This window comes from Streptomyces anandii JCM 4720 (assembly GCF_014650655.1).
GTDB lineage: Bacteria > Actinomycetota > Actinomycetes > Streptomycetales > Streptomycetaceae > Streptomyces > Streptomyces anandii.
On the sequence record NZ_BMVJ01000003.1, the window covers coordinates 316,241 to 343,103 of the forward strand.

General features: G+C 72.7%; 26 protein-coding genes. 8 read left to right on the forward strand and 18 right to left on the reverse strand.

Annotated elements, in window-relative coordinates; genetic code table 11:
* Window positions 1-129: 129 nt before the first annotated feature.
* Complete coding sequence (locus IE249_RS07360; protein ID WP_189703948.1) at window positions 130-819, reverse strand: TetR/AcrR family transcriptional regulator; 690 nt, start codon at window positions 817-819, stop codon at window positions 130-132.
* A 127-nt stretch (window positions 820-946) separates the two neighbouring features.
* Between IE249_RS07360 and IE249_RS07365 the strand changes: the two genes are divergently transcribed.
* Entirely contained in the window at window positions 947-1,426 is a 480-nt protein-coding gene (locus IE249_RS07365; protein ID WP_229857770.1) for a nitroreductase family deazaflavin-dependent oxidoreductase, read from the forward strand.
* On the opposite strand, the gene IE249_RS07370 is transcribed toward IE249_RS07365, so the two are convergent.
* Window positions 1,416-2,669 carry a geranylgeranyl reductase family protein gene (locus IE249_RS07370; protein WP_189703950.1) on the reverse strand — a complete coding sequence of 418 codons (1,254 nt, stop codon included), beginning with the start codon at window positions 2,667-2,669 and terminating at the stop codon, window positions 1,416-1,418. The genes IE249_RS07365 and IE249_RS07370 overlap by 11 nt on opposite strands.
* A 216-nt stretch (window positions 2,670-2,885) precedes the next feature.
* On the opposite strand from IE249_RS07370, the gene IE249_RS07375 reads away from it, so the two are divergent.
* Window positions 2,886-4,238 (forward strand): dipeptidase, encoded by a 1,353-nt coding sequence (locus IE249_RS07375; protein WP_189703951.1) that lies wholly within the window; start codon window positions 2,886-2,888, stop codon window positions 4,236-4,238.
* A gap of 690 nt (window positions 4,239-4,928) precedes the next feature.
* Here the strand turns inward: IE249_RS07375 and IE249_RS07380 are convergent.
* Together IE249_RS07380 and IE249_RS07385 are read right to left on the reverse strand one after the other, a co-directional pair.
* Window positions 4,929-5,969 carry an NUDIX hydrolase gene (locus IE249_RS07380; protein ID WP_189703952.1) on the reverse strand — a complete coding sequence of 347 codons (1,041 nt, stop codon included), beginning with the start codon at window positions 5,967-5,969 and terminating at the stop codon, window positions 4,929-4,931.
* 195 nt (window positions 5,970-6,164) lie between these two features.
* Window positions 6,165-6,359 carry a hypothetical protein gene (locus tag IE249_RS07385; protein ID WP_189703953.1) on the reverse strand — a complete coding sequence of 65 codons (195 nt, stop codon included), beginning with the start codon at window positions 6,357-6,359 and terminating at the stop codon, window positions 6,165-6,167.
* Between the two features lie 244 nt (window positions 6,360-6,603).
* Here IE249_RS07385 and IE249_RS07390 point away from each other — a divergent pair, with 244 nt between their 5' ends.
* Window positions 6,604-8,685, forward strand: a complete 2,082-nt coding sequence (locus IE249_RS07390) for an NPCBM/NEW2 domain-containing protein (RefSeq protein ID WP_189703954.1) — start codon at window positions 6,604-6,606, stop codon at window positions 8,683-8,685.
* A 21-nt stretch (window positions 8,686-8,706) separates the two neighbouring features.
* Here the strand turns inward: IE249_RS07390 and IE249_RS07395 are convergent, their stop codons facing one another.
* A complete protein-coding gene (locus IE249_RS07395) occupies window positions 8,707-9,663 on the reverse strand; it encodes an ROK family protein (protein WP_189703955.1) in 957 nt (318 codons plus the stop codon).
* A gap of 180 nt (window positions 9,664-9,843) precedes the next feature.
* Here IE249_RS07395 and IE249_RS07400 point away from each other — a divergent pair, with 180 nt between their 5' ends.
* Window positions 9,844-10,941: a LacI family DNA-binding transcriptional regulator gene (locus IE249_RS07400; protein WP_373304355.1), complete on the forward strand. Its 1,098-nt coding sequence runs from the start codon at window positions 9,844-9,846 to the stop codon at window positions 10,939-10,941.
* Window positions 10,942-10,967: 26 nt separating this feature from the next.
* Here the strand turns inward: IE249_RS07400 and IE249_RS07405 are convergent, their stop codons facing one another.
* From IE249_RS07405 to IE249_RS07425, 5 genes are all read right to left on the reverse strand, one after another.
* Window positions 10,968-12,284, reverse strand: coding sequence for a DUF6986 family protein (locus IE249_RS07405; RefSeq protein ID WP_189704184.1), 1,317 nt, complete (start codon window positions 12,282-12,284; stop codon window positions 10,968-10,970).
* 181 nt (window positions 12,285-12,465) lie between these two features.
* Complete coding sequence (locus tag IE249_RS07410; RefSeq protein ID WP_189703957.1) at window positions 12,466-13,428, reverse strand: electron transfer flavoprotein subunit alpha/FixB family protein; 963 nt, start codon at window positions 13,426-13,428, stop codon at window positions 12,466-12,468.
* Window positions 13,429-13,482: 54 nt separating this feature from the next.
* Complete coding sequence (locus IE249_RS07415) at window positions 13,483-14,268, reverse strand: electron transfer flavoprotein subunit beta/FixA family protein (protein ID WP_189703958.1); 786 nt, start codon at window positions 14,266-14,268, stop codon at window positions 13,483-13,485.
* Window positions 14,269-14,489: 221 nt separating this feature from the next.
* A complete protein-coding gene (locus IE249_RS07420) occupies window positions 14,490-14,999 on the reverse strand; it encodes a flavin reductase family protein (RefSeq protein WP_189703959.1) in 510 nt (169 codons plus the stop codon).
* A 244-nt stretch (window positions 15,000-15,243) separates the two neighbouring features.
* A complete protein-coding gene (locus IE249_RS07425) occupies window positions 15,244-15,636 on the reverse strand; it encodes a TlpA family protein disulfide reductase (RefSeq protein WP_189703960.1) in 393 nt (130 codons plus the stop codon).
* Window positions 15,637-15,912: 276 nt separating this feature from the next.
* On the opposite strand from IE249_RS07425, the gene IE249_RS07430 reads away from it, so the two are divergent.
* Window positions 15,913-16,635, forward strand: coding sequence for a lysophospholipid acyltransferase family protein (locus tag IE249_RS07430; protein WP_189703961.1), 723 nt, complete (start codon window positions 15,913-15,915; stop codon window positions 16,633-16,635).
* A gap of 58 nt (window positions 16,636-16,693) precedes the next feature.
* Here IE249_RS07430 and IE249_RS07435 read toward each other — a convergent pair whose 3' ends face one another.
* The 5 genes from IE249_RS07435 to IE249_RS07455 form a co-directional block, all read right to left on the reverse strand.
* Window positions 16,694-17,287, reverse strand: a complete 594-nt coding sequence (locus IE249_RS07435) for a transglutaminase domain-containing protein (RefSeq protein WP_189703962.1) — start codon at window positions 17,285-17,287, stop codon at window positions 16,694-16,696.
* A gap of 252 nt (window positions 17,288-17,539) precedes the next feature.
* On the reverse strand, window positions 17,540-17,860 hold the full coding sequence (locus IE249_RS07440) for a barstar family protein (RefSeq protein WP_229857771.1): 321 nt from the start codon (window positions 17,858-17,860) through the stop codon (window positions 17,540-17,542).
* Between the two features lie 217 nt (window positions 17,861-18,077).
* On the reverse strand, window positions 18,078-19,148 hold the full coding sequence (locus IE249_RS07445; protein WP_189703964.1) for a threonine aldolase family protein: 1,071 nt from the start codon (window positions 19,146-19,148) through the stop codon (window positions 18,078-18,080).
* Complete coding sequence (locus IE249_RS07450; RefSeq protein WP_189703965.1) at window positions 19,145-19,900, reverse strand: SDR family NAD(P)-dependent oxidoreductase; 756 nt, start codon at window positions 19,898-19,900, stop codon at window positions 19,145-19,147. Before IE249_RS07450 ends, IE249_RS07445 begins: the two co-directional genes overlap by 4 nt.
* 41 nt (window positions 19,901-19,941) lie before the next feature.
* Entirely contained in the window at window positions 19,942-21,339 is a 1,398-nt protein-coding gene (locus tag IE249_RS07455) for a DUF6421 family protein (protein ID WP_189703966.1), read from the reverse strand.
* Window positions 21,340-21,766: 427 nt separating this feature from the next.
* Here IE249_RS07455 and IE249_RS07460 point away from each other — a divergent pair, with 427 nt between their 5' ends.
* The gene (locus tag IE249_RS07460) at window positions 21,767-22,450 is read left to right on the forward strand and encodes a glycerophosphodiester phosphodiesterase (protein ID WP_189703967.1); all 684 of its coding nucleotides are present in this window, start codon (window positions 21,767-21,769) and stop codon (window positions 22,448-22,450) included.
* Between the two features lie 16 nt (window positions 22,451-22,466).
* On the opposite strand, the gene IE249_RS07465 is transcribed toward IE249_RS07460, so the two are convergent.
* Window positions 22,467-23,039: a GNAT family N-acetyltransferase gene (locus IE249_RS07465; RefSeq protein ID WP_189703968.1), complete on the reverse strand. Its 573-nt coding sequence runs from the start codon at window positions 23,037-23,039 to the stop codon at window positions 22,467-22,469.
* 71 nt (window positions 23,040-23,110) lie between these two features.
* On the opposite strand from IE249_RS07465, the gene IE249_RS07470 reads away from it, so the two are divergent.
* The gene (locus IE249_RS07470) at window positions 23,111-23,512 is read left to right on the forward strand and encodes a VOC family protein (protein ID WP_189703969.1); all 402 of its coding nucleotides are present in this window, start codon (window positions 23,111-23,113) and stop codon (window positions 23,510-23,512) included.
* A 92-nt stretch (window positions 23,513-23,604) separates the two neighbouring features.
* Window positions 23,605-24,369, forward strand: a complete 765-nt coding sequence (locus tag IE249_RS07475; protein ID WP_189703970.1) for a VOC family protein — start codon at window positions 23,605-23,607, stop codon at window positions 24,367-24,369.
* Between the two features lie 3 nt (window positions 24,370-24,372).
* Here the strand turns inward: IE249_RS07475 and IE249_RS07480 are convergent, their stop codons facing one another.
* Both IE249_RS07480 and IE249_RS07485 read right to left on the reverse strand, forming a co-directional pair.
* Window positions 24,373-24,966: a MarR family winged helix-turn-helix transcriptional regulator gene (locus IE249_RS07480; protein ID WP_189703971.1), complete on the reverse strand. Its 594-nt coding sequence runs from the start codon at window positions 24,964-24,966 to the stop codon at window positions 24,373-24,375.
* A gap of 179 nt (window positions 24,967-25,145) precedes the next feature.
* Window positions 25,146-26,825 (reverse strand): FUSC family protein, encoded by a 1,680-nt coding sequence (locus IE249_RS07485; protein WP_189703972.1) that lies wholly within the window; start codon window positions 26,823-26,825, stop codon window positions 25,146-25,148.
* Window positions 26,826-26,863 lie beyond the last annotated feature (38 nt).

The following is a 26,863-nucleotide window of genomic DNA, read 5'->3' on the forward strand; positions in this document are numbered from 1 at the left end:
CCGGGGCGGACTCAAAGGCCGGGGCAGGCCGAAAAGCCGGGTCAGGCTGAAATGCCGGGTCAGGCTCGGCAGCCGTCCGGGGTCGGAGACAGGTCAGGATCGGAGGCCGCGCCAGGCTCGGGGGCAGGGTCAGTCCCGTAGGCCGATCGACCGCCCGAGCCTGGCGACCGCGTCCCGGAAGAAGGGTTCGCGGTCCTCCACGACCCGGTGGAACTGGCCGAACAGCTCGAAGCCGACCAGCCCGTACAGCTGCGCCCAGGCGGCGACCAGCGGGGCCGCCGCCTCCGGGGGCATGCCGGGGGCGAAGTCGGCCGTCATCCGCTCGGCCTCGGCCCGCAACTCGCCGGGGAGCGGGGGCGGGGTCAGGGCGCCGCGTTCGTGGGCGTCGCGGACGACGCCGATGAGGAGCAGGCCGACCCTGGCCGCCGCGGGGACGGTGGTCTGCGGCGCGACGTAACCGGGCACGGGCGAGCCGTAGATGAGGGCGTACTCGTGCGGATGCGCGAGCGCCCAGCCGCGCACCGCCACACACACGGCGGTCCAGCGCACGGCCGGGATCTCGTCGGCGACCGCCTCGTGGGCCTCCTCCGCGGCGGCCCCCAGGGAGTCGTAGGCGTCGATGATGAGGGCGGTCAGCAGGTCGTCGCGGCTGGGGAAGTACCGGTACAGCGCGGAGGACACCATGCCGAGGGCGCGGGCCACGGCGCGCAGCGAGAGTTTCGCGGCGCCCTCGGCCGCGAGCTGTCTGCGGGCCTCGTCCTTGATCGCGGCGGTGATCTCCGTCCTGGCCCGGGCGCGGGCTCCCTGTGGGGTGTTCATGGGAAGAGTGTTCCACGATTTCGGAGCACCGCACACAAATGAGAGCACTGCTCTTGCCATGGAGCACCGATCCGGCGCACACTGTTCTCAACCGAGAGCACTGCTCTCCCAACCAGTGGGGGTCACCATGTCGCCGGCTTCGTCTTCCTCGTCGTCCTCTCCGTCGCCGTACTACCTCAAGGGCAGCCCGATGACCGTCCGGCTCAACGGCGTCATCGGCTGGCTGGCCCGGCACGGGATCAGCCTCGCGGGCTCGGCGGAGCTGTCCGTGCCCGGCCGCAAGAGCGGCAAGCCGCAGCGGATCCCCGTCAACCCGCACACGTACGGCGGCGAGCAGTTCCTCGTCTCGGCCCGCGGCCACTCCCAGTGGGTGCGCAACATGCGTGCCGCGGGCGGCGGCGAACTGCGGGTGGGCCGCAAGGTCCGCGCCTTCACCGCGGTGGAGCTGTCCGAGGCCGAGAAGCTCCCCGTGCTGCGGACCTACCTGGAGAAGTGGGGCTGGGAGGTCAACCAGTACTTCCAGGGCGTGACGGCCAAGTCCTCCGACGAGGAGATCGCCGCGTCCGCCGGCGACCACCCCGTCTTCCGGATCACGGTCAGGGACTGACCGCGTCCTCGGCGGCGGCCGGCGCGGACGGCGCGGTCCGCCGGTCCATCGCGGTCAGGGCGCGCTGGGCCATGGGGTGGGTGCGGACCAGCTCGCCCAGCGAGGTGGAGCCCTGCGTGATGTCCCGGAAGGCCCGCCAGGCGGGACGGAAGCCGGTCAGGGCGGCGTGGAAGAGGCCGGGACGACGCTCGAACAGGGCCAGCATCCGCTTGCCGACGGACATCTCGACACCGAGGCCGGCCTTGACCGCGAAGGCGTAGTTCAGCGCCTGGCGGCGGGTGTCCACGGCGTCGTGCGCCTCCGCGATCCGCACCGCCCACTCCCCCGCGAGCCGCCCGGACCTGAGCGCGAAGGAGATGCCCTCGCGTGTCCACGGCTCCAGCAGTCCGGCCGCGTCCCCGCACACCAGCACGCGCCCGCGCGACAGCGGCGAGTCGTCGGCGCGGCAGCGGGTCAGATGGCCGGAGGAGATGCTCGGCTCGAAGCCGGCGAGGCCGAGCCGGGCGACGAAGTCCTCCAAGTACCGCTTGGTGGCGGCGCCTTCGCCACGGGCCGAGATCACGCCGACCGTCAGCGTGTCCCCCTTGGGGAACACCCAGCCGTAACTGCCCGGCATGGGACCCCAGTCGATGAGGACCCGCCCCCGCCAGTCCTCCGCGACGGTCTCGGGCACCGGGATCTCCGCCTCCAGGCCGAGGTCGACCTGGTCCACCTTGACCCCGACGTGCGCCCCTATCCGGCCGGCGCTGCCGTCCGCGCCGACCACCGCCCGCGCCAGCACCGTCTCGCCGCCCTGGAGCACCACCGCGACCGTGCGCCGGTCCGGCACCGCCGAGCCGTGCTGCTCGACCCGGGAGACGGCCACGCCGGTACGCAGCTCGGCGCCCGCCTTCTGCGCGTGCTCGACCAGTTGCTGGTCGAACTCGGGCCGGTTGATCAGGCCGAACAGCATCCTCTTGGAGCGGCGGGTGCGGGTGAAACGGCCGTTGTGGGAGAACGTCACCGCGTGCACGCGGTCCTTCAGCGGCAGCTCGAAACCGGGCGGCAGCGCGTCGCGCGAGGGGCCGATGATGCCGCCGCCGCAGGTCTTGTACCGGGGCAGCTCCGCCTTCTCCAGCAGCAGCACGCGCCGCCCCGCGACCGCCGCCGCGTAGGCGGCCGAGGCCCCCGCGGGTCCCGCGCCCACCACGACGACGTCCCACACCTGCCGCACGTCGTCCGCCGAAGAGTTCTCGCTGCTCACGATGGTCTACCGCTCCCGATCAAGCCGCTCGCTGCTGCTGTCTCCCGCATCCTACGGCGGCCCCGGCCGGTGACCGCTGTGGGAGGATCGGCAGCGTATGCGCACCACACACCGGGACGCGCCTACGCTGACCCGGTCATCCGGAACACCCAGGTGCCCGGAAGTACCACCCGAGGTACCCGCCGGCACCGAGTCGCACCTACGAGGAGCGTGCCCATGTCGTCGCATCCGGTCGCCGAGACCGTCGCCTCCCTGATACCCAGGGCCCGGGCCGAGCTCGCCGAGCTGGTGGCCTTCAAGTCGGTGGCGGACTTCGACCAGTACCCGCGGAGCGAGAGCGAGGGCGCCGCGAACTGGGTCGCCGACGCGCTGCGCGCCGAGGGCTTCACCGATGTGGCGCTGCTCGACACGCCGGACGGCACCCAGTCGGTGTACGGCTTCCTGCCCGGCCCCGAGGGCGCGCGGACCGTCCTGCTGTACGCCCACTACGACGTGCAGCCGCCGCTGGACGAGGCCGGCTGGGACACGCCGCCCTTCGAGCTGACCGAGCGCGACGGCCGCTGGTACGGGCGCGGGGCCGCGGACTGCAAGGGCGGGATCATCATGCACCTGCTCGCGCTGCGCGCCCTGAAGGCCAACGGCGGCGTACCGGTGCACATCAAGGTGATCGCGGAGGGCTCCGAGGAGCAGGGCACGGGCGGCCTGGAGCGCTACGCGGAGGAGCACCCCGAACTGCTGCGCGCCGACACCATCGTGATCGGCGACGCGGGCAACTTCCGCGTCGGACTGCCCACGGTCACCACCACCCTGCGCGGCATGACGCTCGTCCGCGCCCAGGTCGACACGCTCCAGGGCAACCTGCACTCCGGCCAGTTCGGCGGCGCCGCGCCGGACGCGCTCGCGGCGCTGATCCGTGCCCTGGACTCGCTGCGCGCCGAGGACGGCTCCACGACCGTCGACGGCCTGCCCGGCGGGGCCGCGTGGGAGGGGCTGCAGTACGACGAGGAGCAGTTCCGCAAGGACGCCAAGGTGCTCGACGGCGTGGAGCTGATCGGCTCGGGCACGGTCGCCGACCGCATCTGGGCGCGGCCGGCCGTCACCGTCCTCGGCATCGACTGCCCGCCCGTCGTCGGCGCCACCCCCTCGGTGCAGGCGAGTGCCCGCGCCCTGATCAGCCTGCGCGTGCCGCCGGGCGTCGACGCGGCCGAGGCGACCAAGCTGCTCCAGGCCCACCTGGAGGCCCACACCCCGTGGGGCGCCCGGGTGCGCACCGAGCAGATCGGCCAGGGCCAGGCCTTCCGCGCCGACACCACCAGCCCCGCCTACCGCGCCATGGCCGACGCGATGGCCGTCGCCTACCCGGGCGAGCGGATGCAGTACGCGGGCCAGGGCGGCTCCATCCCGCTGTGCAACACCCTCGCCGCGCTGTACCCGGAGGCCGAGATCCTCCTCATCGGCCTGAGCGAGCCCGAGGCCCAGATCCACGCCGTCAACGAGAGCGTCTCCCCCGGGGAGTTGGAGCGCCTGTCGGCCACGGAGGCCCTCTTCCTCCTCAACTACGCGGGCTGAAACGGCCGTCGGCGGCTCGCGGGGGGCTGCACGCCACGGGAGGCGGCGGGGCAGCCCCCTCGCGGACGAACAGCCACTCCGGGGCACGCCGGGGCCGGAAGCGGGCGCCGCTTGACAGCGGTGCCGGACAGCAGCGCGCCTGAACGGCGGCCTACCGGACGGCCTGCACTCGCGGGCCGCGGCAGCGGCACGGGCCGGGATCGGCGGCTGCCCCGGGCCCGGTCCAGCACGCCAGGGACGGCGACCGACCCCGCGCCCGGGAACCCGCCGACGGCGACCGGCCCGGGCCACGGACGGCGACCAACCCAGTGGCTGGGGACCCGCCGACGGCGAAGGGCCCGAGCCACGGATGACGACCGACCCCGCGCCGGGGGACGCGCCGGCGGCGACCGGCCCGGGCCACCAACGACGACCGACCCCGCGCTGGGGGAACGCGCCGACGGCAGCCGGTCCCGAGCCACCGATGGCGGCCGACCCGGCGCCCGAGGATCCGCCGACGGCGCGGCCGGTTCCGGGCCAGGAATGGCGGCCGACCCGGTGCCGGGGCATGCGGGCCGTGGCGCGGGCGGGCGGCGGTGTCCGGGCCCTGGTCGGCGGCGTCACCCGTGGGGACGGCCCTCCGCCGGAGGCGCGCGCCGAGGGGGCGGCTTCCGGGCCGGAGTTCGAAGCGGCACCGCGGATCGCGGCCGGTCAGCCGACCGGCACGCCCGCTTCCAGGTACAGGGCGGCGCCCCGTTCGCGGGCACGGAGGGCCCAGCGCAGGCGTTCGTAGCGCACGGGCGGGAGGAGGTCGGCGGCCTCCCGCTCGGTGACGAAGCGGCAGTCCCGCAGTTCGGGCCCCGGCAGCAACAGCCGTCCGGCGGCGGCCGAGTCGAGCCGGCCGCCGTCGAAGAGCAGGCGCAGGCCGCCGTATCCGGGCGGCGCCGGCGGCTCCCAGTCGACGACGAGCAGCCGGGGCACGTCGGCCAGGCGTATCCCGGTCTCCTCGGCGACCTCGCGCATACCGGCTCGCGCGGGAGCCTCGCCGGGCTCGACGACACCGCCGGGGAACTCCCAGCCGGCCTTGTAGGTGGGGTCGACGAGCAGCACGCGGTCGTGCTCGTCGAAGAGCAGGACGCCGGAGGCCACCGTCTCCGCCGTGGGCTCGGGGGTCTGCACGATGTCGCACACGGGCACCGTCCCGCTCCCCACCGCCTCGGCTATCCGGACGGCCGTGGCGTACGGCGTGAGCGCACTGGTGTCCACGAGGTGGGCGTCGGAGGCCAGCCAGGAGGCGAGGGCCGCGCGGTAGGGCTCGATGTGGTCGTAGGACCACTGGCGCATCCGCATCTCGCCGTCCGGGAGGTCGGGCGGGACCTCCCGGCCCCCTATTCGCTCGCGCAGGATCGTTTCGGCCGGGGCGAGCAGGATGTGCCGGACGCCGATGCGGCGCGCGGCGAGACCGCCGAAGATCTCGTCGCGGTACTCCTGGCGCAGCAGGGTCATGGGGACCACGAGGGTGCCGCCCAGCTCGGCGAGCATCGCGGCCGCCGTGTCGATCACCAGCCGCCGCCAGATCGGCAGGTCCTGGTAGTCGCCGACCTCGGCCAGACGCTTGGCCGGCAGCAGGTGCGGGAGCGCTCCACCAATGACTTCGGGGTCGAAGAGCGTGCTGTTCGGGATCAGCTCGATCAGTTCCCGTGCGGTGGTCGTCTTTCCCGCACCGAACGCGCCGTTGATCCAGACGATCACGTTTCCCCCTCTTCTGTTGGCCCCCTGTGGCTTGCCCGCTCCACCCTGCCACGGAAACCAGCCCCAGTTGAGGGCGCCGCGCACGAGGACACCTGCCTCCTCACCGCGGGCATGCCACGGCGCCGGGGCCCTGCGGCAGGGCGCCGGCGCCGTGCGCGGCGGCGCTGTCTCAGCCGCCCCGCCCAGGGGACGGACTCAGTCGCCCTGCCCCAGGGCGTCGTCGTCCATGGCGAGGCCGTCCTGGCCGACGAGGTGGTCGACGCTGCCCACGGTGTCCTTCACGTGCAGATCCCCGAGCGCGTCGTGACCTGCGGCGTGCGACGGGGTGACGGCGGCCACCACGAAACCGGTGGCGAGGGAGGCGAGGGCGAGCATGCTGCGCTTCTTCATGCCCTGTCAACGCGGACGGGCGCCATTGGTCACGGTCCCGGCGAACCGCGAGGGGACCGGAATCCGACGCGTCGGCACGCTTTCCAACAGAGTCGGACACGTCCTACCGTAAACGCGCACAGCTTGACGCGGACATGAAGCCACCGCAAGGCCGGTGCCGACCACGGCAAGCCACGGCCGCACCGCGAAAGACCACAGCACCGCATCACCCCGCATCCCACGCGAGTCCGGAGGAACGTCGACCATGCGTCACCCGCACACGCGCACCGCCCCCACGAACACCACACCCACCCGTACCGCCCCCATCGCCCGCCGCGGACGGCTGCTCGGCGCGGTCACCGCGGTACTGCTCTGTGCGGCGGGCGTCACGCCCATCGCCCTGACCGCCCCCGCCGTCGCCGCCCCCGCGGAGGTTCCCGCCGAGGCCCCCGCCCTGGCCGACGGCCTCGCTCTCACCCCACCCATGGGCTTCAACAACTGGAACTCCACGCACTGCCGCGCCGAGTTCGACGAGTCGATGGTCAAGGGCATCGCCGACCTCTTCGTCGACAGGGGCCTGAAGGCCGCCGGCTACAGGTACGTCAACCTCGACGACTGCTGGGCCCTGCCCGAGCGCGACGCGGACGGCAAGCTCGTCCCCGACCCGGCCCGCTTCCCGAACGGGATCAAGGCGGTCGCCGACTACGTCCACTCCAAGGGCCTCAAACTCGGCATCTACACCAGCGCGGGCACCAGGACCTGCAACAGCGCCGGGTTCCCGGGCGCGCTGGGCCACGAGTACAGCGACGCCCGGCAGTTCGCGGACTGGGGCGTCGACTACCTCAAGTACGACAACTGCAACAACCAGGGCGTGGACGCGAGATCGCGCTACACCACCATGCGCGACGCGCTGAAGGCCACCGGCCGCCCCATCGTCTACAGCATCTGCGAATGGGGCGAGAACAAGCCATGGGAATGGGCCTCGGACGTCGGCCATCTGTGGCGCACGACGGGTGACATCAGCGACAACTGGGGCTCCATGCTGTCGATCCTGAAGAAGAACCTGCCCCTCGCCCCCTACGCCGGCCCCGGCCACTGGAACGACCCCGACATGCTGGAGGTCGGCAACGGAGGCATGACCGACACCGAGTACCGCACCCACTTCTCGATGTGGTCGGTCATGGCGGCCCCGCTCCTCATCGGCTCCGACCTGCGCAAGGCCTCCCAGGCGACCTTCGACGTGCTCGGCAACAAGGAGGTCATCGCCGTCGACCAGGACCCGCTGGGCAGGCAGGGCACGGTGATCTCCTCCGAGGGCGGCCGCTGGGTCGTCGCCAAGGAGATGAAGGACGGCAGCCGCGCGGTCGCCCTGTTCAACGAGACCGCCGCCGCGCAGCGCGTCACCACCACCGCACGGGCCGTGGGACTCCCCGCCGCGCCCGCCTACACCCTGCGCGACCTGTGGCAGCACCGCAGCCTGCACACCGCCGGCACCATCGCGGCGACCGTCCCCGCCCACGGCACCGTGCTCGTACGGGTCTCTGCCGGCAGCGGCTGGGCCGCGCATCCGCCCGCCGTCGGAACCGGCCTGGACGGCGCCCCGTTCGTGACGGCCGGCACGCCCGCGACGCTCACCACCTCGGTCACCGACCTCGGCCGCACCCCCGCCACCCGTCTGACCGTGTCCCTGAGCGGCCCGCAGGGCTGGACGGTACGCGCCCTGTCGCCCACCGGCACGGCCGCCCTCCCGGCCGGCAGGGTGCTGCGCATCCGGTGGTCGGTCACGGCTCCGGCGGGCACGCCCATCGGGTCGTACGACCTGACGCTGAAGACGAGTTACCGCTCCCCGGCCGGGATCCACGCCGACAGCGCGGTGCCGCTCACCGCGTCGGTGGTCGTGCCGCCGCCCACCGGGACCTCCTACCTCGGCGACCTCCCGTGGCTGTCCGCGGTCAACGGCTACGGACCGGTGGAGCGCGACACGAGCAACGGGGAGAGCGCCGCGGGCGACGGTCATCCGATCACCCTGGGCGGTGCGGTGTACGCCAAGGGCCTCGGTGTGCACGCGGACAGCGCGGTGGAGTACTACACCGGCGGGACGTGCACCAGGGTCACCGCGGACGTCGGCGTGGACGACGAGAAGGGCGGCAAGGGCACCGTCGCCTTCGAGGTCTGGGCGGACGGCGCCCGGGTCGCCTCGACCGGCGTCCTGACCAACGCCATGCCCGCCCGGTCCCTCACGGCGGACGTCACCGGCGCGCAGGTGGTCCGGCTGGTCGTCACCGACGGCGGCGACGGCATCGACTCCGACCACGCGGACTGGGCCGACGCGCGGCTCTCCTGCTGAGCAGGGGTTCCTCCGGCGCCGTCAGACCCCGGCGGCCGTGGTGGGGGCGGTACGGCCCGCGAGCGCGGCGGCCGCCGCCCCCACCAGGCCGGCGTCCGTGCCCATCTGGGCCGGGGCGACCGTCAGCCGCCGCACGAAGGACAGGGTGGCGTAGTCGCCGAGGGCCTTGCGCAGCGGCTCCAGGAGCACGTCCCCGGCCTTGCCGACGCCGCCGCCGATCACCGCGATGTCGATCTCGACCAGGGTCGCGGTCGCGGCGATCCCCGCGGCCAGCGCCCGTGCGGCACGCTCGAAGGAGGCCAGGGCCACCGGGTCCCCGACGCGCGCGGCCGCGGCCACGGCGGCGGCGGAGGCGTCGCCGTCGGGGCCCGGCCGCCAGCCGTTCTCCAGCGCCCGGCGCGCGATGTTGGGGCCGCTGGCGATGCGCTCCACGCAACCGCGCGAGCCGCACGGGCACGGATCGCCGTCCAGGTCGACGCTGATGTGGCCGATGTGGCCGGCGTTGCCGGTCGGGCCCGGGTGCAGCCGCCCGTCCAGGACCAGGCCGCCGCCGACGCCCGTGGAGACCACCATGCACAGCGCGTTGTCGTGGCCGCGGGCGGCGCCCTGCCAGTGCTCGGCCGCCGTGATGGCCACGCCGTCGCCGATCAGCTCGACCGGCAGCCCGCCGGCGGCGGCCCGGGCCCGCTCCACCAGCGGGTAGTCGCGCCAGCCGGGCACGTTGACGGGGCTGACCGTGCCGGCCGAGGCGTCGACCGGGCCCGCGCTGCCGATGCCCAGGGCCGTGGCGCGTCCCCACAGCGGCGACCCGGCCAGGTCGCCGAGCACCTCCTCGACGGCCCGCATCACGGTGTCGCCGTCCTCCTGCGCGGGCGTCGCTCGCTGGGCCCGCACCAGGATGCTGCCGCGGCCGTCCACCAGCGCTCCGGCGATCTTGGTGCCGCCGATGTCGAGCGCGGCCACGAGGTCGGTGTGCATCAGAGTCAGATCTCCCCGTCAACCGTGAAGGAACCAAGAGGTGGGTGCAGCCCGGTCTCGCGGTGGGGGCGCAGGCCCGGAGTGTGCGATGGACAGTCTCTCGTGCGTATGACAACGTTGTCCAGGCTCTATGCTCGACGCCACATCCTCATACAACCCCATGGACCGACGCATCCCCCCGTGGACGACAGGACAGGACGCCGCATCGTGCCAGAGACCGCCCGCCGAGCCGACCGCCCCGCAGACCGCTCCGACCGCCTCTCCGGGACCCGTTACGGCAACCGTCCGACCATGAAGGACGTGGCGGCCCGGGCGGGGGTGGGCCTCAAGACCGTCTCCCGCGTGGTGAACGGCGAGCCCGGGGTCACCCCGGACACCGAGCGGCGCGTCCAGGAGGCCATCGAGGCGCTGGGCTTCCGCCGCAACGACAGCGCGCGGGTGCTGCGCAAGGGCCGCACGGCGAGCATCGGGCTGGTTCTGGAGGACCTCGCCGACCCGTTCTACGGCCCACTCAGCCGCGCGGTCGAGGAGGTCGCGCGGGCGCACGGGGCGCTGCTCATCAACGGCTCCAGCGCGGAGGACCCCGACCGCGAGCAGGAACTGGCGCTGGCGCTGTGCGCGCGGCGGGTGGACGGGCTGGTGGTCATCCCGGCCGGGGACGACCACCGGTACCTGGAGCCCGAGATCAAGGCGGGCGTCGCCACGGTGTTCGTCGACCGGCCGGCCGGGAGGATCGACGCGGACGTGGTCCTGTCGGACAACTTCGGGGGCGCCCGGGACGGCGTGGCGCACCTGATCGCGCACGGGCACCGGCGGATCGGGTTCATCGGCGACATGCCCCGTATCCACACGGCCGCGGAGCGGCTGCGCGGGTACCGGGCGGCGATGGAGGACGCGGGGATACCGGTCGAGGACTCGTGGATGTCCCTCGGGGTCACCGATCCGGAGCGGGTACGGCGGGCGGCCGAGGCGATGCTGTCCGGGCCGGAGCCGGTGACGGCGATCTTCACCGGCAACAACCGGGTGACGGTCACCGTGATCCGCGTGCTGGCCGAGCGGAGTCGTCCGGTGGCGCTGGTGGGGTTCGACGACATCGAGCTCGCCGATCTGCTGCAGCCCGGGGTGACGGTGGTGGCCCAGGACGCGGCGGCGCTCGGCCGCACGGCCGCGGAACGCCTCTTCCGTCAGCTGGACGGCAGCCTCGTCGGCCCTGAGCGCATCGAGCTGCCCACGAGGCTGGTGACCCGCGGCTCGGGCGAGCTGCCCCCGGCCGGCTGAACACCGCCCCCGCACCCCGCGCCGTCTCAGCGGGGCGTGGTCGTGAGGCCGGCCCGCCGGGGGCTCGCGAAGGATTCCAGAGCCGGGCGGGTCAGGCCGGTCAGGTCGGTGATCTCGGCGAGGGTCAGGGCGCCGCAGTCCAGGCCGCGCAGCAGGTGGGCACCGAGGGCCTTGGCCGTGGCGGGCTCGTCGAGGACGTCCCCGGCGGTGCGGGCCGCGTAGCGGGCGAGGCGGGTCGCGGCCTCGCGGAAGCCCTCGCGATAGAAGGCGAACACGGCCGCGTACCGGGTCGGGAGGTGCGCGGGGTGCATGTCCCAGCCCTGGTAGTAGGCGCGGGACAGGGCGCGGCGGGTGAGCCCGTAGTGCAGGCGCCAGGCCTCGTGGACCTTCTCGGCCGGGCCGACCGGCAGCACGTTGGTGGAGCCGTCCGAGAGGCGTACGCCGGTGCCCGCGGCCGCGACCTGCATGACCGCCTTGGCGTGGTCCGCGGCGGGGTGGTCGCTCGCCTGGTACGCGGCGGAGACGCCGAGGCAGGCGCTGTAGTCGAAGGTGCCGTAGTGCAGACCCGTGGCGCGGCCCTCGGCGGCCTGGATCATGCGGGCCACGGTGGCGGTGCCGTCGGCGGCGAGGATCGCCTGGCTGGTCTCGATCTGGATCTCGAAGCCGAGGCGGCCCTCGTCGAGACCGTGGGCCTTCTCGAAGGCCTCCAGCAGCCGCACCATAGCGGTGACCTGCTCGGCGTACGTCACCTTCGGCAGCGTCAGGACCAGTCCGGCGGGAAGGCCGCCGGCCTCCATCAGTCCGGTGAGGAAGATGTCCAGGGTGCGGATGCCGCGGTCGCGGACCTGCGCCTCCATGCACTTCATGCGGATGCCCGTCCAGGGCGCACCCGTGCCGTCCGCGCAGGTTGCGGCGACGAGGCGGGCCGCCCGGGCCGCGTCCCGGTCCTCCTCGTCGTCGGAGCGCCGGCCGTAGCCGTCCTCGAAGTCGATCCGCAGATCCTCGACCGGCTCGCGTTCGAGCTTGGCGCGCACGCGCTCGTGGACGGGCACCGCGAGTTCGTCGTCCAGGCCGAGCACCGCGGCGAACGACTCCGCGTCCGGGGCGTGCTCCTCCAGCGCGGCGAGGGCCTGACCGCCCCAGGAGCGGACGGTGCCGGCGGCGAAGGCGTCGCCGGGCACGTAGACCGTGTGGACGGGCTGGCGGGTGCCCGGGTCGCCCGGGTAGCGGCGCTCCAGCTCCGCGTCGACCGGCGCGAGTCGGGCGCCGATCTCCTCGCGGACCGCGCCCGTGAGAGTGGTCGCCACCCGCTCCTGCCCGTCGTGCCCCTGGCCCTGGCCCATGCCCCCACGCCCTTCCATGAGAATCAACAAAGTGTTGAAGTTGATGGGGTCGAAGGTATCCACGGCTCTTTCCGCCGGTCAACACCTGCTCGCAGCCTGGACCCAGGGGCGCGGCGGGGACAAGCCGAGGCCCCCGTGACCAGCGGGTCACGGGGGCCTCGTACAGCCGGGACGGGAGAACTCAGCCCTTGCGGGTCTTGATCTCCTCGGTGAGCTGCGGGACGACGTCGAAGAGGTCGCCGACCACGCCGTAGTCGACCAGGTCGAAGATCGGGGCCTCGGCGTCCTTGTTGACGGCCACGATGGTCTTCGAGGTCTGCATGCCGGCCCGGTGCTGGATCGCGCCGGAGATGCCGTTGGCGATGTAGAGCTGCGGCGAGACGGACTTGCCGGTCTGGCCGACCTGGTTGGTGTGCGGGTACCAGCCGGCGTCCACCGCGGCGCGCGAGGCGCCCACGGCCGCGCCGAGGGAGTCGGCGAGGGCCTCGATGATCGCGAAGTTCTCCGCGCCGTTGACGCCACGGCCGCCGGAGACGACGATCGCGGCCTCGGTCAGCTCCGGGCGGCCGGTGGACTCACGCGCCGTGCGGCCGGTGACCTTGGTGCCGGTGGCCTTGTCGGAGAAGGTGACGGACAGGGCCTCGACCGCACCGGCGGCCGGGGCGGCCTCGACGGCGGCCGAGTTCGGCTTGACGGTGATGACCGGAGTGCCCTTGGAGACACGGGACTTGGTGGTGAAGGACGCGGCGAACACCGACTGGGTGGCCACCGGGCCCTCGTCGCCGGCCTCGAGGTCGACGGCGTCGGTGATGATGCCGGAGCCGATGCGCAGCGCCAGACGGGCGGCGATCTCCTTGCCCTCGGCGGAGGACGGGACGAGCACGGCGGCCGGCGAGACCTGCTCGACGGCGGCCTGCAGCGCGTCCACCTTCGGCACCACCAGGTACTCGGCGTACTCGGAGGCGTCGTGGGTGAGGACCTTCACCGCGCCGTGCTCGGCCAGGGCGGCGGCGGTGTCGGCGGCGCCCGCGCCCAGCGCGACGGCGACCGGCTCGCCGACGCGGCGGGCGAGGGTCAGCAGTTCGAGGGTGGGCTTGCGGACGGCACCGTCCACGTGGTCGACGTAGACGAGGACTTCAGCCATGGGATTGCTCTCCTGCGGAAACGAAGTTGAGGGGCGGTCGGCGGGCGCGAGCCCTTAGATGAACTTCTGGCTCGCGAGGAACTCGGCGAGCTGCTTGCCGCCCTCGCCCTCGTCCTTGACGATCGTGCCCGCGGTGCGGGCCGGGCGCTCGGCCGCGGCGTCGACCTTCGTCCAGGCGTTCTCCAGGCCGACCTCGTCCGCGTCGATGTCCAGGTCGGACAGGTCCCAGGACTCCACCGGCTTCTTCTTGGCCGCCATGATGCCCTTGAAGGACGGGTAACGCGCCTCACCCGACTGGTCGGTCACCGACACCACGGCCGGCAGCGAGGCCTCGAGCTGCTCCGAGGCGGCGTCACCGTCGCGGCGGCCCTTGACGGTGCCGTCCTCGACCGACACCTCCGACAGCAGGGTCACCTGCGGCACGCCCAGGCGCTCGGCCAGCAGCGCGGGGACGACGCCCATGGTGCCGTCGGTGGAGGCCATGCCGGAGACGACCAGGTCGAAGCCGGCCTTCTCGATGGCCTTGGCCAGCACCAGGGAGGTGCCGATGGCGTCGGTGCCGTGCAGGTCGTCGTCCTCGACGTGGATCGCCTTGTCCGCGCCCATCGACAGGGCCTTGCGCAGCGCGTCCTTGGCGTCCTCCGGACCCACCGTCAGGACGGTGACCTCGGCGTCGTCCGCGTCCTCGGCGATCTGCAGCGCCTGCTCGACCGCGTACTCGTCCAGCTCGGAGAGCAGACCGTCCACGTCGTCACGGTCGACGGTCAGGTCATCGGCGAAGTGCCGGTCGCCAGTGGCGTCGGGCACGTACTTCACAGTGACAACGATCCTCAAGCTCACGCCGGCTCTCCTACTGCATCGTCATTTCTGGGCTGCCTTCTTGCAGGCAGCATAGGCGCCTGAAGCGGCCGATCCCGGTCGGGGCGACCCCGCGCTCCGACCGGAATATTACTCGTCAGTACACCCAGTTCATTCCCGCTAAGCAAGCGCTTTGAACTGTGACCTTCGCAACGCAGCGTAACCGGAATTCGACGTCCGCGCAGAAGGGCGCGGCCGCGTGGTCAGTCGCGCAGGCCGCTGAAGCGGCCCTGGTGGTACAGCAGGGGCCGGCCCGCGCCCGCCGGATCGCCGAGGACGACCTCCGCAAGGACGATGCGGTGATCACCGGCCGGAACCCGCCCCACGACGCGGCAGACCAGCCAGGCGAGCACGTCGTCCAGGAGCGGCACGCCCTCGGGACCCTCGCGCCAGGCGGTGGGCGGGCCGAAACGGTCGGCGCCGCTGCGGGCGAAGGTTGCGGCAAGCTCCTGCTGGTGCTCGCCGAGTATGTGGACGCCGACGTGGCCGGTACGGGAGATCGCCGGCCAGCTCGACGCGCCGGTGCCGATGCCGAACGAGATCAGCGGCGGGTCGGCGGAGACGGAGGTGAGGGAGGTCGCGGTGAAGCCGACCGGTCCGGCCTCACCGCCGGCGGTGATCACCGCCACACCCGCGGCGTGCCGGCGGAAGACGGAGCGCAGGAGATCGGGCGAGGCGAGCTGGAACGCGGTGAGGCCGGGTGTGGCCGTCATGGAGTTGTCCTTCTGCTGGTGGGACGAGCGGGATCCGGGGGTTCTCACCGGCCCGGACAGCGCGCGCTCGCGTGACGGGCGAGATCGACGTCCGCCCGCCCGAACAGAAGGAGTTCCAAAGGCATGCAGTCAGGCTGACGATAGGTGGCGCGCCCAGTCAAGTACGTCCCAGGATCTGGGAGATGCCTCACCGTCACGGCGAAGGGCGCCGGAAGGAGTGCGGCAACGGATGCCGGAAGGGCTGTCAAACCGCCGCCCCCAGGGCCGCGATGACGTCCGCCTTGCGCGGCAGCCCGGTGGCCCGCCGCACGATCCGGCCCTCAGCGTCCAGTACGAGCACGGTGGGCGTCCTGACGATGCCGAGCTCGCGCACCAGCCCAAGCCGGGCCTCCGCGTCGATCTCGATGTGGGCGACCCCGGGCACGACGTCCGCGACCTCACGGAGGATCCGCCGGGTGGCGCGGCAGGGGGCGCAGAAGGCGCTGGAGAACTGCACCAGCGTGGCGCGCTCCCCCAGGTGGCCGCCCAGTTCCCCGGCACCGAGCCGTCCGCCCTCGTCGCGCTCGCGCACCCGTTCTCTCCCGTTCCGCCGCCGATGCGGCACTCCTCGGGCGCTCGCCGCCGCGCCCGCCGCCACTCAGGTCGTCGTCCTCCTTCAGCGTTCGGACGACCGCAAGGATTCCCGCCCGGAATGCGAGATGCGTCCGCCGGCGCAGTAGGTGACGGTGCGTAGGAAGTGACGGCTGGGGCGGCGCCATTGGGCCGACGTGACGAGGATCTCGCCCCGGCCGGGCACGCGGGCTGGCTCCCCGGCCGTTCTTGGGGCACGATCTGCGACATGCCGTAAACCTACGGCAGCGTAACTTCCGCCGGGAGTCCGCTCACCTGGCAGACAGAAGGGTCCGCCCCGCTCATGGCCGAGCTCGTCTACCGTCCCGTCATCGGTCTCGCCCGCACGATGTTCAAGGTGTGGGACCTCCGGATCGACTGCCGCGGCTCGGAGAACATCCCGCGCTCGGGCGGCGCCGTGTTGGTGAGCAACCACATCAGCTACCTGGACTTCGTCTTCAACGGCCTGGCGGCCCTGCCCCAGAAGCGGCTGGTGCGCTTCATGGCGAAGGAGTCGGTGTTCCGGCACCGGATCTCCGGCCCGCTGATGCGCGGCATGAAACACATCCCGGTGGACCGCGCCCAGGGTGAGGCGGCGTACGCCCACGCGCTGGACTCGCTGCGGTCGGGCGAGGTGATCGGGGTCTTCCCGGAGGCCACGATCTCGCAGTCGTTCACGCTCAAGAGCTTCAAGTCGGGGGCGGCCCGGCTGGCCCAGGAGGCGGGCGTGCCGCTGGTGCCGATGGCGGTCTGGGGCACGCAGCGGCTGTGGACCAAGGGCCACCCGCGCAACTTCAAGCGCAGCCACACCCCCATCACGATCCGCGTCGGCGAGCCGGTGGAGGCCCCGCGCGAGCAGTACGCGGGCGCCATCACCCGCCGGCTGCGCGAGCGCGTCCAGGAGCTGCTCGAGGCGGCCCAGCGGGCCTATCCGGTGCGCCCCAGGGGCCCGGAGGACACCTGGTGGATGCCGGCCCACCTCGGCGGCACGGCCCCGACCCCGGAGCAGCTGCGCACGGCTCACTGACCTGGAGCCCCTCCGCCGACCGTAAGCTGAGACGCCGGCCGCCGGGAGCCACCGGGACTCACAGGGCGCTGGGGAGCGTCTTCCACAGCCGCGGCCGGTCGGGGGCGGCCCTCAGGGCGCCGAGCACGGCCGGGAGCGGCGCCGCGTACAGGACCGGGTGGTCGTACTCGCCCGCGGCCGGGTCGGGCGTGAAGGCCAGGCGCTCGCCCGCGAGGGAGAAGCGGGCGTCCACTCCCGGCTTGTTGCCGCGCGGGTCCTGCCGGTGCCAGGCTCCGTTGAACCGCACGGCGACGAGCCCGTGCACCACGTGTCCGGCGCCGTCGTCGTGGGTGAGCCGCTGGTAGCACAGCGCCGTGGGGATGTCCTCGGCGCGCAGCAGGGCGGCCAGCGCGTGCGCCTTGGCGTGGCAGATCCCGGTACGGCCGCTCAGCACGTCGGAGGCGCGCCAGGTGACGCGCGGGTCGCCGGCGTCCTGGGAGTGCGGGATGGTGTCGCGTACGAACTCGTAGGCGGCTCGCGCATAGGCATACGAGTCCGCCACCCCCTCGGTCAGGCGCGCGGCCGTCTCGCGGACCACCGGATGCTCGTGGTCGATCGCCTCGTCGGCGGCCAGATAGGCGGACAGATCGGGGGTGTCCTGGATCAGCTCCATGCCCGCAGAGCATAGGAATGCGATCACTCGCCAGTCAATGACTTTTCGAATGATCGCATAACTATGCAGATCGCACCACCGCTCCGGCGGGGACCCGGCGCCAGGGCCTTCCACCCGCGACCGGCGGCAAGATCCCGCGGAGAGTCGAGCTGTGGTCAGGGCCCACTGGACACCCACACACCACAGGATCCCAGCCTGCCCCGGCGTTGATCACATGCCACCGGGGGCAGTTCTCGGCTTCCGCCCGAGCGGCTATTCCCTTGAAACGAACACGCGAACCTGTTTTGGCTGTCCGGCTGTGTACGTCCGATCAGCCAGGGACTCGGCGACTTCGGCCAGGACCGAGCATGCGTTCTCGAATTCTCCCGGAGAATCCTCAGAGAAACGTGATGAGTCTTCCCAGATGATCGCGATTTTCTGGTCGCCGGTTGACGAGATCCCGCCCCAGAGAGAATCTGAAAGCGCGTCCAAGCTGCGCGAGCTCACCACCGGAGGATCCAGTGGAATGGCCGCGCGAACGGCATTGAAGAATGCCGCACGGCCTGAATCGCCGGCAGTGGTGATGGTGTACACACGATAACCCTGCTGGGCGACACTACTCGCAAGAGCACGCAGTTGATCACTGTGGACCAGCGTGAGGCCCGACTCGGAATCTTTCATGCACGATCACCGAAATCCGGAATCGTCATGGTGCGTCCATGTGCCTGACATCAGCAAGGCCCCCTGTCCCCGCCCACAACCACACCGCCGATCGACCTGGCCGTCAGTCACGGCAGGCACCGTCGCAGTACTAGCGGGCCATCTCCTCCTTGAGCGCGGCCACGAAGGCGTCCACGTCGTCCTCCGTGGTGTCGAAGGAGCACATCCAGCGGACGACCCCCTCCGCCTCGTCCCAGAAGTAGAAGCGGAACCGCTTCTGCAGGCGCTCGCTCACGTCGTGCGGGAGCCTGGCGAAGACGCCGTTGGCCTGGACGGGGTAGAGGATCTCCGCCCCGTGCACGGCCCGCACGCCCTCCGCCAGCCGCTGCGCCATCGCGTTGGCGTGCCGGGCGTTGCGCAGCCACAGGTCCCTGGCGAGCAGGGCCTCCAACTGCACCGAGACGAAGCGCATCTTGGAGGCGAGCTGCATGCTCATCTTGCGGATGTGCTTCATCCTGCGCACGGCGTCCTGGTTGATGACGACGACCGCCTCGCCGAACATCGCGCCGTTCTTCGTCCCGCCCAGCGAGAGGATGTCGACGCCGACCGCGTTGGTGAACGTCCGCATGGGCACGTCCAGCGAGGCGGCCGCGTTGGCGATGCGGGAGCCGTCCAGGTGCACCTTCATGCCGTGCGCGTGGGCGTGCTCGCAGATCGCGCGGATCTCCTCGGGCGTGTAGAGCGTGCCGAGCTCCGTGCTCTGGGTGATCGAGACGACCTGCGGCATCGCGCGGTGCTCGTCGTCCCAGCCGTACGCCTGCCGGTCGATGAGCTCGGGGGTGAGCTTGCCGTCGGGCGTGGGCACGGTGAGCAGCTTCAGGCCGCCCATACGCTCGGGCGCGCCGCCCTCGTCGACGTTGATGTGCGCGCTCTCGGCGCAGATCACCGCGCCCCAGCGGTCGGTGACCGCCTGGAGCGCGACGACGTTGGCGCCGGTGCCGTTGAACACCGGGAACGCCTCGGCGGTGGCGCCGAAGTGGCTGCGCACGATCCGCTGGAGGTTCGCGGTGTAGTCGTCCTCGCCGTACGCGACCTGGTGCCCGCCGTTGGCCATGGCCAGGGCGGCGAGCACCTCCGGGTGGACCCCGGCGTAGTTGTCACTGGCGAAACCGCGTGTCTCCGGGTCGTGACGGCGTCGTGCGTCGGTCCGGGGAGGGTTCACGGCTTCTCGGTCAGCCACAGACGGTTTCCGTTCACTTCCGCGGCGGGCATGCTCCAGACGTTCTCGATGGCCTCGGCCAGGTCCTCGACGTCCGTGAAGCCCGCGAACTTCGCGTTGGGGCGCTCGGCGCGCATCGCGTCGTGCACCAACGCCTTCACCACCAGGATCGCAGCCGCCGACGTCGCGCCCTCGGCGCCCTCCGCCTTCCCGGCCTTGCGGAAGTAGTCGGCCATGGCCAGGGTCCAGGCCTCGGCCGCGGCCTTGGCGGCGGAGTAGGCGGCGTTGCCCGCGGTGGGCCGGGTGGCGCCGGCCGCGCTGATCAGCACGTACCGGCCGCGGTCGCTGCGCTGCAGCGCCTCGTGGAAGGCGAGGGAGGTGTGCTGCACGGTCTTGACGAGCAACAGCTCCAGGAAGTCCCAGTCGTCGAGGCTGGTCTTGGTGAAGGTCTCGCTGCCGCGCCAGCCGCCCACGAGGTGGACCAGGCCGTCGACGCGGCCGAAGTCCTTCTCGATGTGGGCGGCCCAGTCCCGGGTGGACTTCAGGTCGAGCAGGTCGACGGTGTCGCCGGTGACGGTGGCGCCGCCGGAGGCGTAGCGGGCGGCGTCCACGGCCTCCGAGAGCCGCTGCGGGTCGTTGTCGGCGCCGATGACGGTGGCGCCCGCCTCGGCCAGGCGCAGCAGTGCCGCCCGGCCGGCGGGTCCGCCCGCGCCGGCCACCGCGATCACCGCACCGCTGAGAGCCCCGTTCCCCATCTTCTTCGCCTCCGTAGCAGCAGTGTTCCGGGCGCGGTCGCTCACGCGGCGATCCGCTCGGCGCCGTCCGCCGTGATGCCCTTGGTGGAGGCGATCACATTCTTCAGCTTCTTGGACAGTGCCTCGTAGAACATGCTGAGCGGAAACTCGTCCGGAAGCACGTCATCGACGAGCTTGCGCGGCGGCTGGGTCAGGTCCAGGGCCTCGGGGCCCTTGGCCCACTTGGAGCCGGGGTGCGGGGCGAGGTAGGTGGAGACCAGCTCGTAGCCGGCGAACCAGTGGACGAGCTTGGGACGGTCGATGCCGTCGCGGTACAGCTTCTCGATCTCGGCGCACAGCTGGTTGGTGACCTGCGGGGCGCGCTCCCAGTCGATGGAGAGCTTGTTGTCGGTCCAGCGCACGACGTCGTGCTTGTGCAGGTAGGCGAAGAGCAGCTGGCCGCCGAGGCCGTCGTAGTTGCGCACCCGCTCGCCGGTGACCGGGAAGCGGAACATGCGGTCGAACAGCACCGCGTACTGCACGTCACGCGCCTGGGCGACGCCGTCCGCCTGGAGCTTGACGGCCTCCTTGAAGGCGGTGAGGTCGCAGCGCAGCTCCTCCAGGCCGTACATCCAGAACGGCTGGCGCTGCTTGATCATGAACGGGTCGAACGGCAGGTCGCCGTGGCTGTGGGTGCGGTCGTGGACCATGTCCCACAGCACGAAGGCCTCCTCGCAGCGCTTCTGGTCGTGGACCATGGCGGCGATGTCCTCGGGCAGCTGGAGGCCGAGGAGGTCCACGGCGGCGGCGGTGACCCGGCGGAAGCGGGCGGCCTCTCGGTCGCAGAAGATGCCGCCCCAGGAGAATCGTTCCGGCGCTTCACGCACGGCGATGGTCTCGGGGAAGAGGACGGCGGAGTTGGTGTCGTAGCCGGCCGTGAAGTCCTCGAAGGTGATGCCGCAGAACAGCGGGTTGTCGTAGCGGGTGCGCTCCAGCTCGGCCAGCCACTCGGGCCACACCATGCGCAGGACGACCGCCTCGAAGTTGCGGTCGGGGTTGCCGTTCTGCGTGTACATCGGGAAGACGACCAGGTGCTGCAGACCGTCCGCGCGGCTCGCGGCCGGCTGGAAGGCCAGCAGCGAGTCCAGGAAGTCGGGCACCTCGAAGCCGCCCTCGGCCCAGCGGTTCAGGTCCCTGACCAGTGCCTCGTGGTACGCGGCGTCGTGCGGCAGCAGCGCGGACAGCTCCTCGACCGCGCCGATCACCTGGCGCACCGCCCGCTCGGCGTCCGCGCGGGCGGGGGCGCCCTCGGCCTCGAAGTCGATCGACCCGTCCTTGGACTGCCATGGCCGGATCTGCTCCACGGCATCCTTGAGCACGGGCCATGTCGGGTGCTCCACCACCCTGCTCGCCGGAGGAACCTGTCCCTCCGCACCCACCTGCACAAGAATTTCCGTCATGTCCCATCCTCCACGGGAGAAGCTCGCGTAAGGAGACCGTATACGTACGTGGTTTCCGCCAGCAAGGGCACCCTCCGTAAATTATTCTGCGCAGACCCATCTTTGCCGTCCATTTTCCTGCCGGACACCCGGACGGCAGCCAGTTCCCCTAGGCCGGTCGGGTGAGTCAACCCTCTGTGGGCGACGGCGAGTTCCAGCCGCGCGGGGCGCGGCGGGCGGGGGTCAACGCGCGCGGGACTCGCCCACGCCGGGGTGACCGCCCCGGCGGATCCGCGCCCGGCACATCCCGGCCGTCACCCCACTGCCCCGCGCAGGCACGGGTTCATCGGGCGCCCGGACGGTTAGGCTCCCGGCACTGCCGCGCGGACGACGACGTCCGGTCGCTCCGCGCCGCGCCGAGCCGCCGTCGACGGAAGCGAGTTGAACCTTGAACTTCCTTACCATCGGTCACCGCGGAGTCATGGGTGTCGAGCCCGAGAACACCCTCCGTTCCTTCGTCGCCGCCCAGCAGGCCGGCCTCGACGTCATCGAACTCGATCTGCATCTGAGCAAGGACGGCGCGCTCGTCGTCATGCACGACGCCGACGTGGACCGCACGACCGACGGCAGCGGCCCGATCGCCGACAAGACGCTGGCCGAGCTGCGCGCGCTCGACGCCGGGCACGGCGAGCGGATCCCGGTCTTCGAGGAGGTCGTCGACGCCGTAAGGACCCCGCTGCAGGCCGAGATCAAGGACGCCGCGGCGGCGCGCGTCCTGGCCGAGGTGATGCTGCGGCGCGACCTGGTCTCCCGGGTCGAGGTGCTGTCCTTCCACGACGAGGCGATCGCCGAGGTCGCCCGCCTGGTCCCCGGTGCGCGCACCGCGCTGGTCGCCGAGCACTACGGCACCGAGGTCGTCGAGCGCGCCACCGCCGTGGGCGCGGCCACGCTGGTGCTCGACATCCGCCGCCTCACGCTGGAGATCGTCGAGCACGCGCGCAAGGCCGACCTGCGGATCATCGGCTGGGTGGTCAACACCCTGGACCACCTCAGGCTGGCGCGCGCCCTGGAGCTGGACGGCGCGACGACCGACTACCCGGAGATCAAGCGCACGGGGCGCTTCATCGCGTAGCCGGCGGCCGTGTGCGTCACGCGACTTCCTTGTCCTTGAGTTCCTTGACCAGCAGTTCGAACTCGAGGTCGTCGCGCTGCGGGATGCCGAAGCGCTCGTCGCCGTACGGGAAGGGCGTGGTCCTTCCCGTACGGCGGTAACCGCGGCGCTCGTACCAGGCGATCAGGTCCTCGCGCACGGTGATCACCGTCATGTGCATCTCGGTGGCGCCCCAGGTCTCGCGGGCCAGGCGCTCGGCCTCGGCGATGACGACCTTGCCCAGCCCGGCGCCCTGGAGCGCGGGGCTCACCGCGAACATGCCGAAGTAGGCGTGCGCGCCGCGGTGCTCGAGCTGGCAGCAGGCGACCACACGCCCGTCGCTCTCCACGGTCAGCAGCCGGCTGTCGGGCGACTTGATGACCTCCAGGACGCCCTCCGGGTCGGTGCGCTGCCCTTCGAGGATGTCCGCCTCGGTGGTCCAGCCGGCCCGGCTGGAGTCCCCGCGGTACGCCGACTCGATCAGCGCGACGAGCGTGTCGACGTCGGCGTCGGTGGCATCGCGGAAGACGAGGGCGGTCGCGGCGGAAGGGGCGGTCGCGGCGGACTCCATGGATCATGCCTTTCGTTCTCGGGCGCGGCAGCGGGGGGCCGGACGCCATCCTGCCACTAGGGTCCGGATGCATGGTGCACGTACTCAGCAGCCGGACACTGCTCCGGCCCATGGATCCCGAGCGTTCCCGTGTCTTCTACGGCGAGCAGCTGGGCCTCGCCGTCTACCGCGAGTTCGGCACCGGGCCGGAACGCGGCACCGTGTACTTCCTCGGCGGCGGGTTCCTCGAGCTCTCCGGGCGCGCGGAGGCCGCCGCGGACCCGCAGGCCGCGCCGGTGCGGCTGTGGCTCCAGGTCGCGGACGCGGCCGCCGCCCACGAGGAGCTGCGCGCCAAGGGCGTGGAGATCGTGCGCCCGCCGGTGCGCGAGCCGTGGGGGCTGGTCGAGATGTGGGTCGCCGATCCGGACGGCATCCCCGTGGTGCTCGTGGAGGTGCCGGCGGACCACCCGCTGCGCTACCGACCGGGGATCTAGCCGGGAGTGACAGCGGTGTGCTCCGGCTGGCCGCCGTCGTTGCCCGGGGCTAGCGTGCTGGTGGTGGGGACGAGCCATCCCGGAGGAGTGCCATGGAGTTCGACAAACCGGTGGTCGGCGGCCCCTGCTGGGCTGAGCTGGGAACCAGCGATCTCCAGGCGGCCAAGCGGTTCTACGGGGAGGTCTTCGACTGGCGGTGCGAGACGGACCCCCGTGAGGAGCTGCGCGGATACACCGTCGTCCGTCTGGGCGACGCGGCCGTGGCCGGGCTCGGGCCGCTGTACCGGCCCTCGCAGCCGGTGGCCTGGAGCGTGACGTTCGCCGTCGGAAACGCGGACGCGGCCGCGAACAAGGTCGCGCAGGCCGGCGGCACGGTGATCCGGGGGCCGATCGACGTCTTCGACGAGGGCCGGCTGACGGTGGCGCTGGATCCCTCGGGCGCCGCGTTCCATCTGTGGCAGGCCGGCGAGTTCTGCGGTGCGGACGTGTTCAACCGGCCGGGCTCGCTGGGCTGGGTGGAGCTCTCCACCCGCGACATCAAGCGCGCCCGGGACTTCTACACGTCGGTGTTCGGCTGGAGCGTGAACGCCTCGGAGTGGTACACGCAGTGGGGCCTGCACGGCGAGGACTTCGGCGGCGTGACGTCGATGCACGACCGCTTCCCGGCCGACGTGCCGCCGCACTGGCTGCCGTACTTCGCGGTCGAGGACGTGGACGCCACCGCCGAGACCGCGCTGCGGGCCGGGGCCAAGGCCCTGCAGGAACCCACCTCGGTGCCGGACGGTCCCCGCATCGCGGTCCTCCGCGACCCCCAGGGCGCCGCCTTCGGCGTCTACCAGGCCGGCCAGGAGCGCTGAGACCTACACGCGCGGTGTGCGCGGGCGGCCCTCCAGGCGTTCGAGGAGTTCGCCGAGGAGCACCGCGAGGTCGCCGCGGTCGCCGCGGTCGAGGGCGGACAGGAGCTCGCGCTCGTGGGCGAGCTGCGCGGGCAGGATGCCGTCCACGAGGTCGCGTCCGGCGTCGGTGAGGCGGACGTGGGCGACCCGGCGGTCGCGGGTGTCGCCGCGGCGTTCGGCCAGGCCGCGTTCGGTCAGCTGCTTGAGCCGCTTGGTGACGGCGGCTCCGGAGGAGAAGGTCTCCCGGGCCAGCTCGCTCGGGGTGAGCTCGTGTCCGGTACGGCGCAGGGCCCCGAGCAGGTCGAACTCGGCCCGGGTGAGCCCGGCCCGGCGCAGCGGGGCGTCCTCGGCCTGCTGGAGCAGGGCGGCACAGCGGTTGATACGGCCGATGATCTCCATCGGCGCGGTGTCGAGCCCCGGATCCACGACCCGCCACTGCCGAACCACGGCGGCGACGGTGTCGTCACGGACCGGGTACGGTCCCCCGGCGGCCGACTGCTCTGCGGTGGGCTGCCGGTCGCCGGCGGTTTGCGGTTCCGCGGGGGCCGGCGGCTCCACGGCGGCCCGCTGCCCTGCGGGAGGTTGCCGGTCGCCGGCGTTTTGCGGGCCCGCGGCGGCCTGCCGGCTTCCGGCGGCACGCGGTTCTGCGGGGGGCTGCGGGTCTCCGGCGGTCTGCGGGCCCCTGGTCGTCGGGGCCGGTGTCGGGTCCGGGCCGGTCGGTTGGCTGGTGCTCGCCGTCATGGCCGTACGTCCTCCGTCGTGCTGCCCGTGTCCGCCGGGGTGTGCAGGCCCTGGCGGCGTACCGTCGCGGCGAGCGTACGGTGTGCGGTCCGCTCGGTGAGCACCACCCGCTCCTGGGGCAGCGCGCGCTGCCACCACTCGCCCGCGGCGGCCTCGGCGGTCGCCCGCAGTTCCACCAGCGCGGCGGCCAGGTCGCGGCGGGCGCTCTCCAGGGCGGCGGGCGCGGGCCGCTCCTCGGCGAGCAGACGGGCGGCGCGCTCGCGGCAGCGGTCGACGGCGGTCAGCGCCTGCTCGATACGGTCCCCGGCGCGGCGGTTGGTGACGGCGATCGCGGCGGCGAAGCCGACCAGGGCGCCGACGACGGTGTCCAGGGCGCGCTCGGTGATCAGCTCGCCCGCCGGGTGCTGTCCGGCGAACTCGGTGATGAGCAGGGCCATGGGGGTCACGCAGATGGTGCCGAGCCAGTAGTTGCGCCCGATGAGTGCCTCGGCGCCGAAGTTCAGCGCGACGCAGCACAGCACGAGGGCCAGGCCGTCGGCGTGGGCGAGTGGGGCCACGACGGCGAAGGCGAGGACGCCGATCAGGTTGCCCACGACGCGCTGGACGCCCCGCCGCCAGGTGAGGGTGATGTTGGCCTGGTAGAGGGAGGCGGCGGTGACCAGGGCCCAGTACGGGCGGCCGACACCGAGCGCCAGGGAGGCGTATCCGGCGAGCGCGCAGCCCAGCGCCGTGCGCAGGGCGATCGGCGCGAGCGGGCCGAGCCGGCGCCACCAGGGGCGGTGCCGGGCGGTGAGCTCGGCGTCCACGCCGAGGAGTTCCTCGGTGGCCGCCTCGGTCCGGCCGGTGTGCGGGACCGGGCCGCTGCCGCACAGGTCGCGGGCCCAGCTCCGCAGCGGTACGGGGTCGGTGTCGGCGGGGGCGGCGAGGGCGACCTCGGCGCGGACGAGCAGCCGCTCCAGGGCGCGCCGGGGCTCCGAGCGGGCGCCGGTGGACAGCAGCGCCTGCCAGGCGGCCTGCACGGCGGCCGCGGCCGCGGCGCGGGCCCGGGCGTGTCCCTCGCCGGTGCCGCGGGTGGCCGCATAGGCGGCGGCCGCGTTCAGCGCCTGGGCGGTGGCGCGGCGCTCGGGGCCGTGCGGGCGCAGGAGGCCCGGCGCCATGCCGACCAGCCAGGCCCAGGCGGCCGCGGCGGCGGCCAGTCCCATATGGGCGGGGATCTGTCCGAGGGACTGCGGGACGAACAGCGAGGCGGAGCTGATGAAGGTGAGGACGACGTTGCCGGGCGGGCCGATGCGGGTGGCGTCGCACAGTGCCTTCTGCGCGGCGGCCATCAGCGCGCCGACGGTGACCAGGACGACCGCGTTACGGGTGAGCGAGGCGGCGAGCAGGGCGACGGCGAGGCCGGAGAGCATGCCGAGCACGACCCAGGCCAGGGCGCGAGCCCGGGCGGCGTAGGGCCGGTTGTGCGCGTACAGGGCGCACAGCGAGCCGGCCATCGTGTAGACGGCCAGGTCGAGGCGGCCGAGGGCGAGCAGCAGCAGGTTGGGCGGGGCGACCGACGCGACGACGCTGAGGGCGGGTTTGAACCAGATGTCCGAGGGACGGCCCAGCCGCAGTACGCCGGCGAGCGGAAGACGCCGGGCGAGGCGGGTCGCGGAGGTGGGGGTGGCACTGCTCATGGTTACAAGCTTAACATGTGTTTTACCTGTAAAGCATC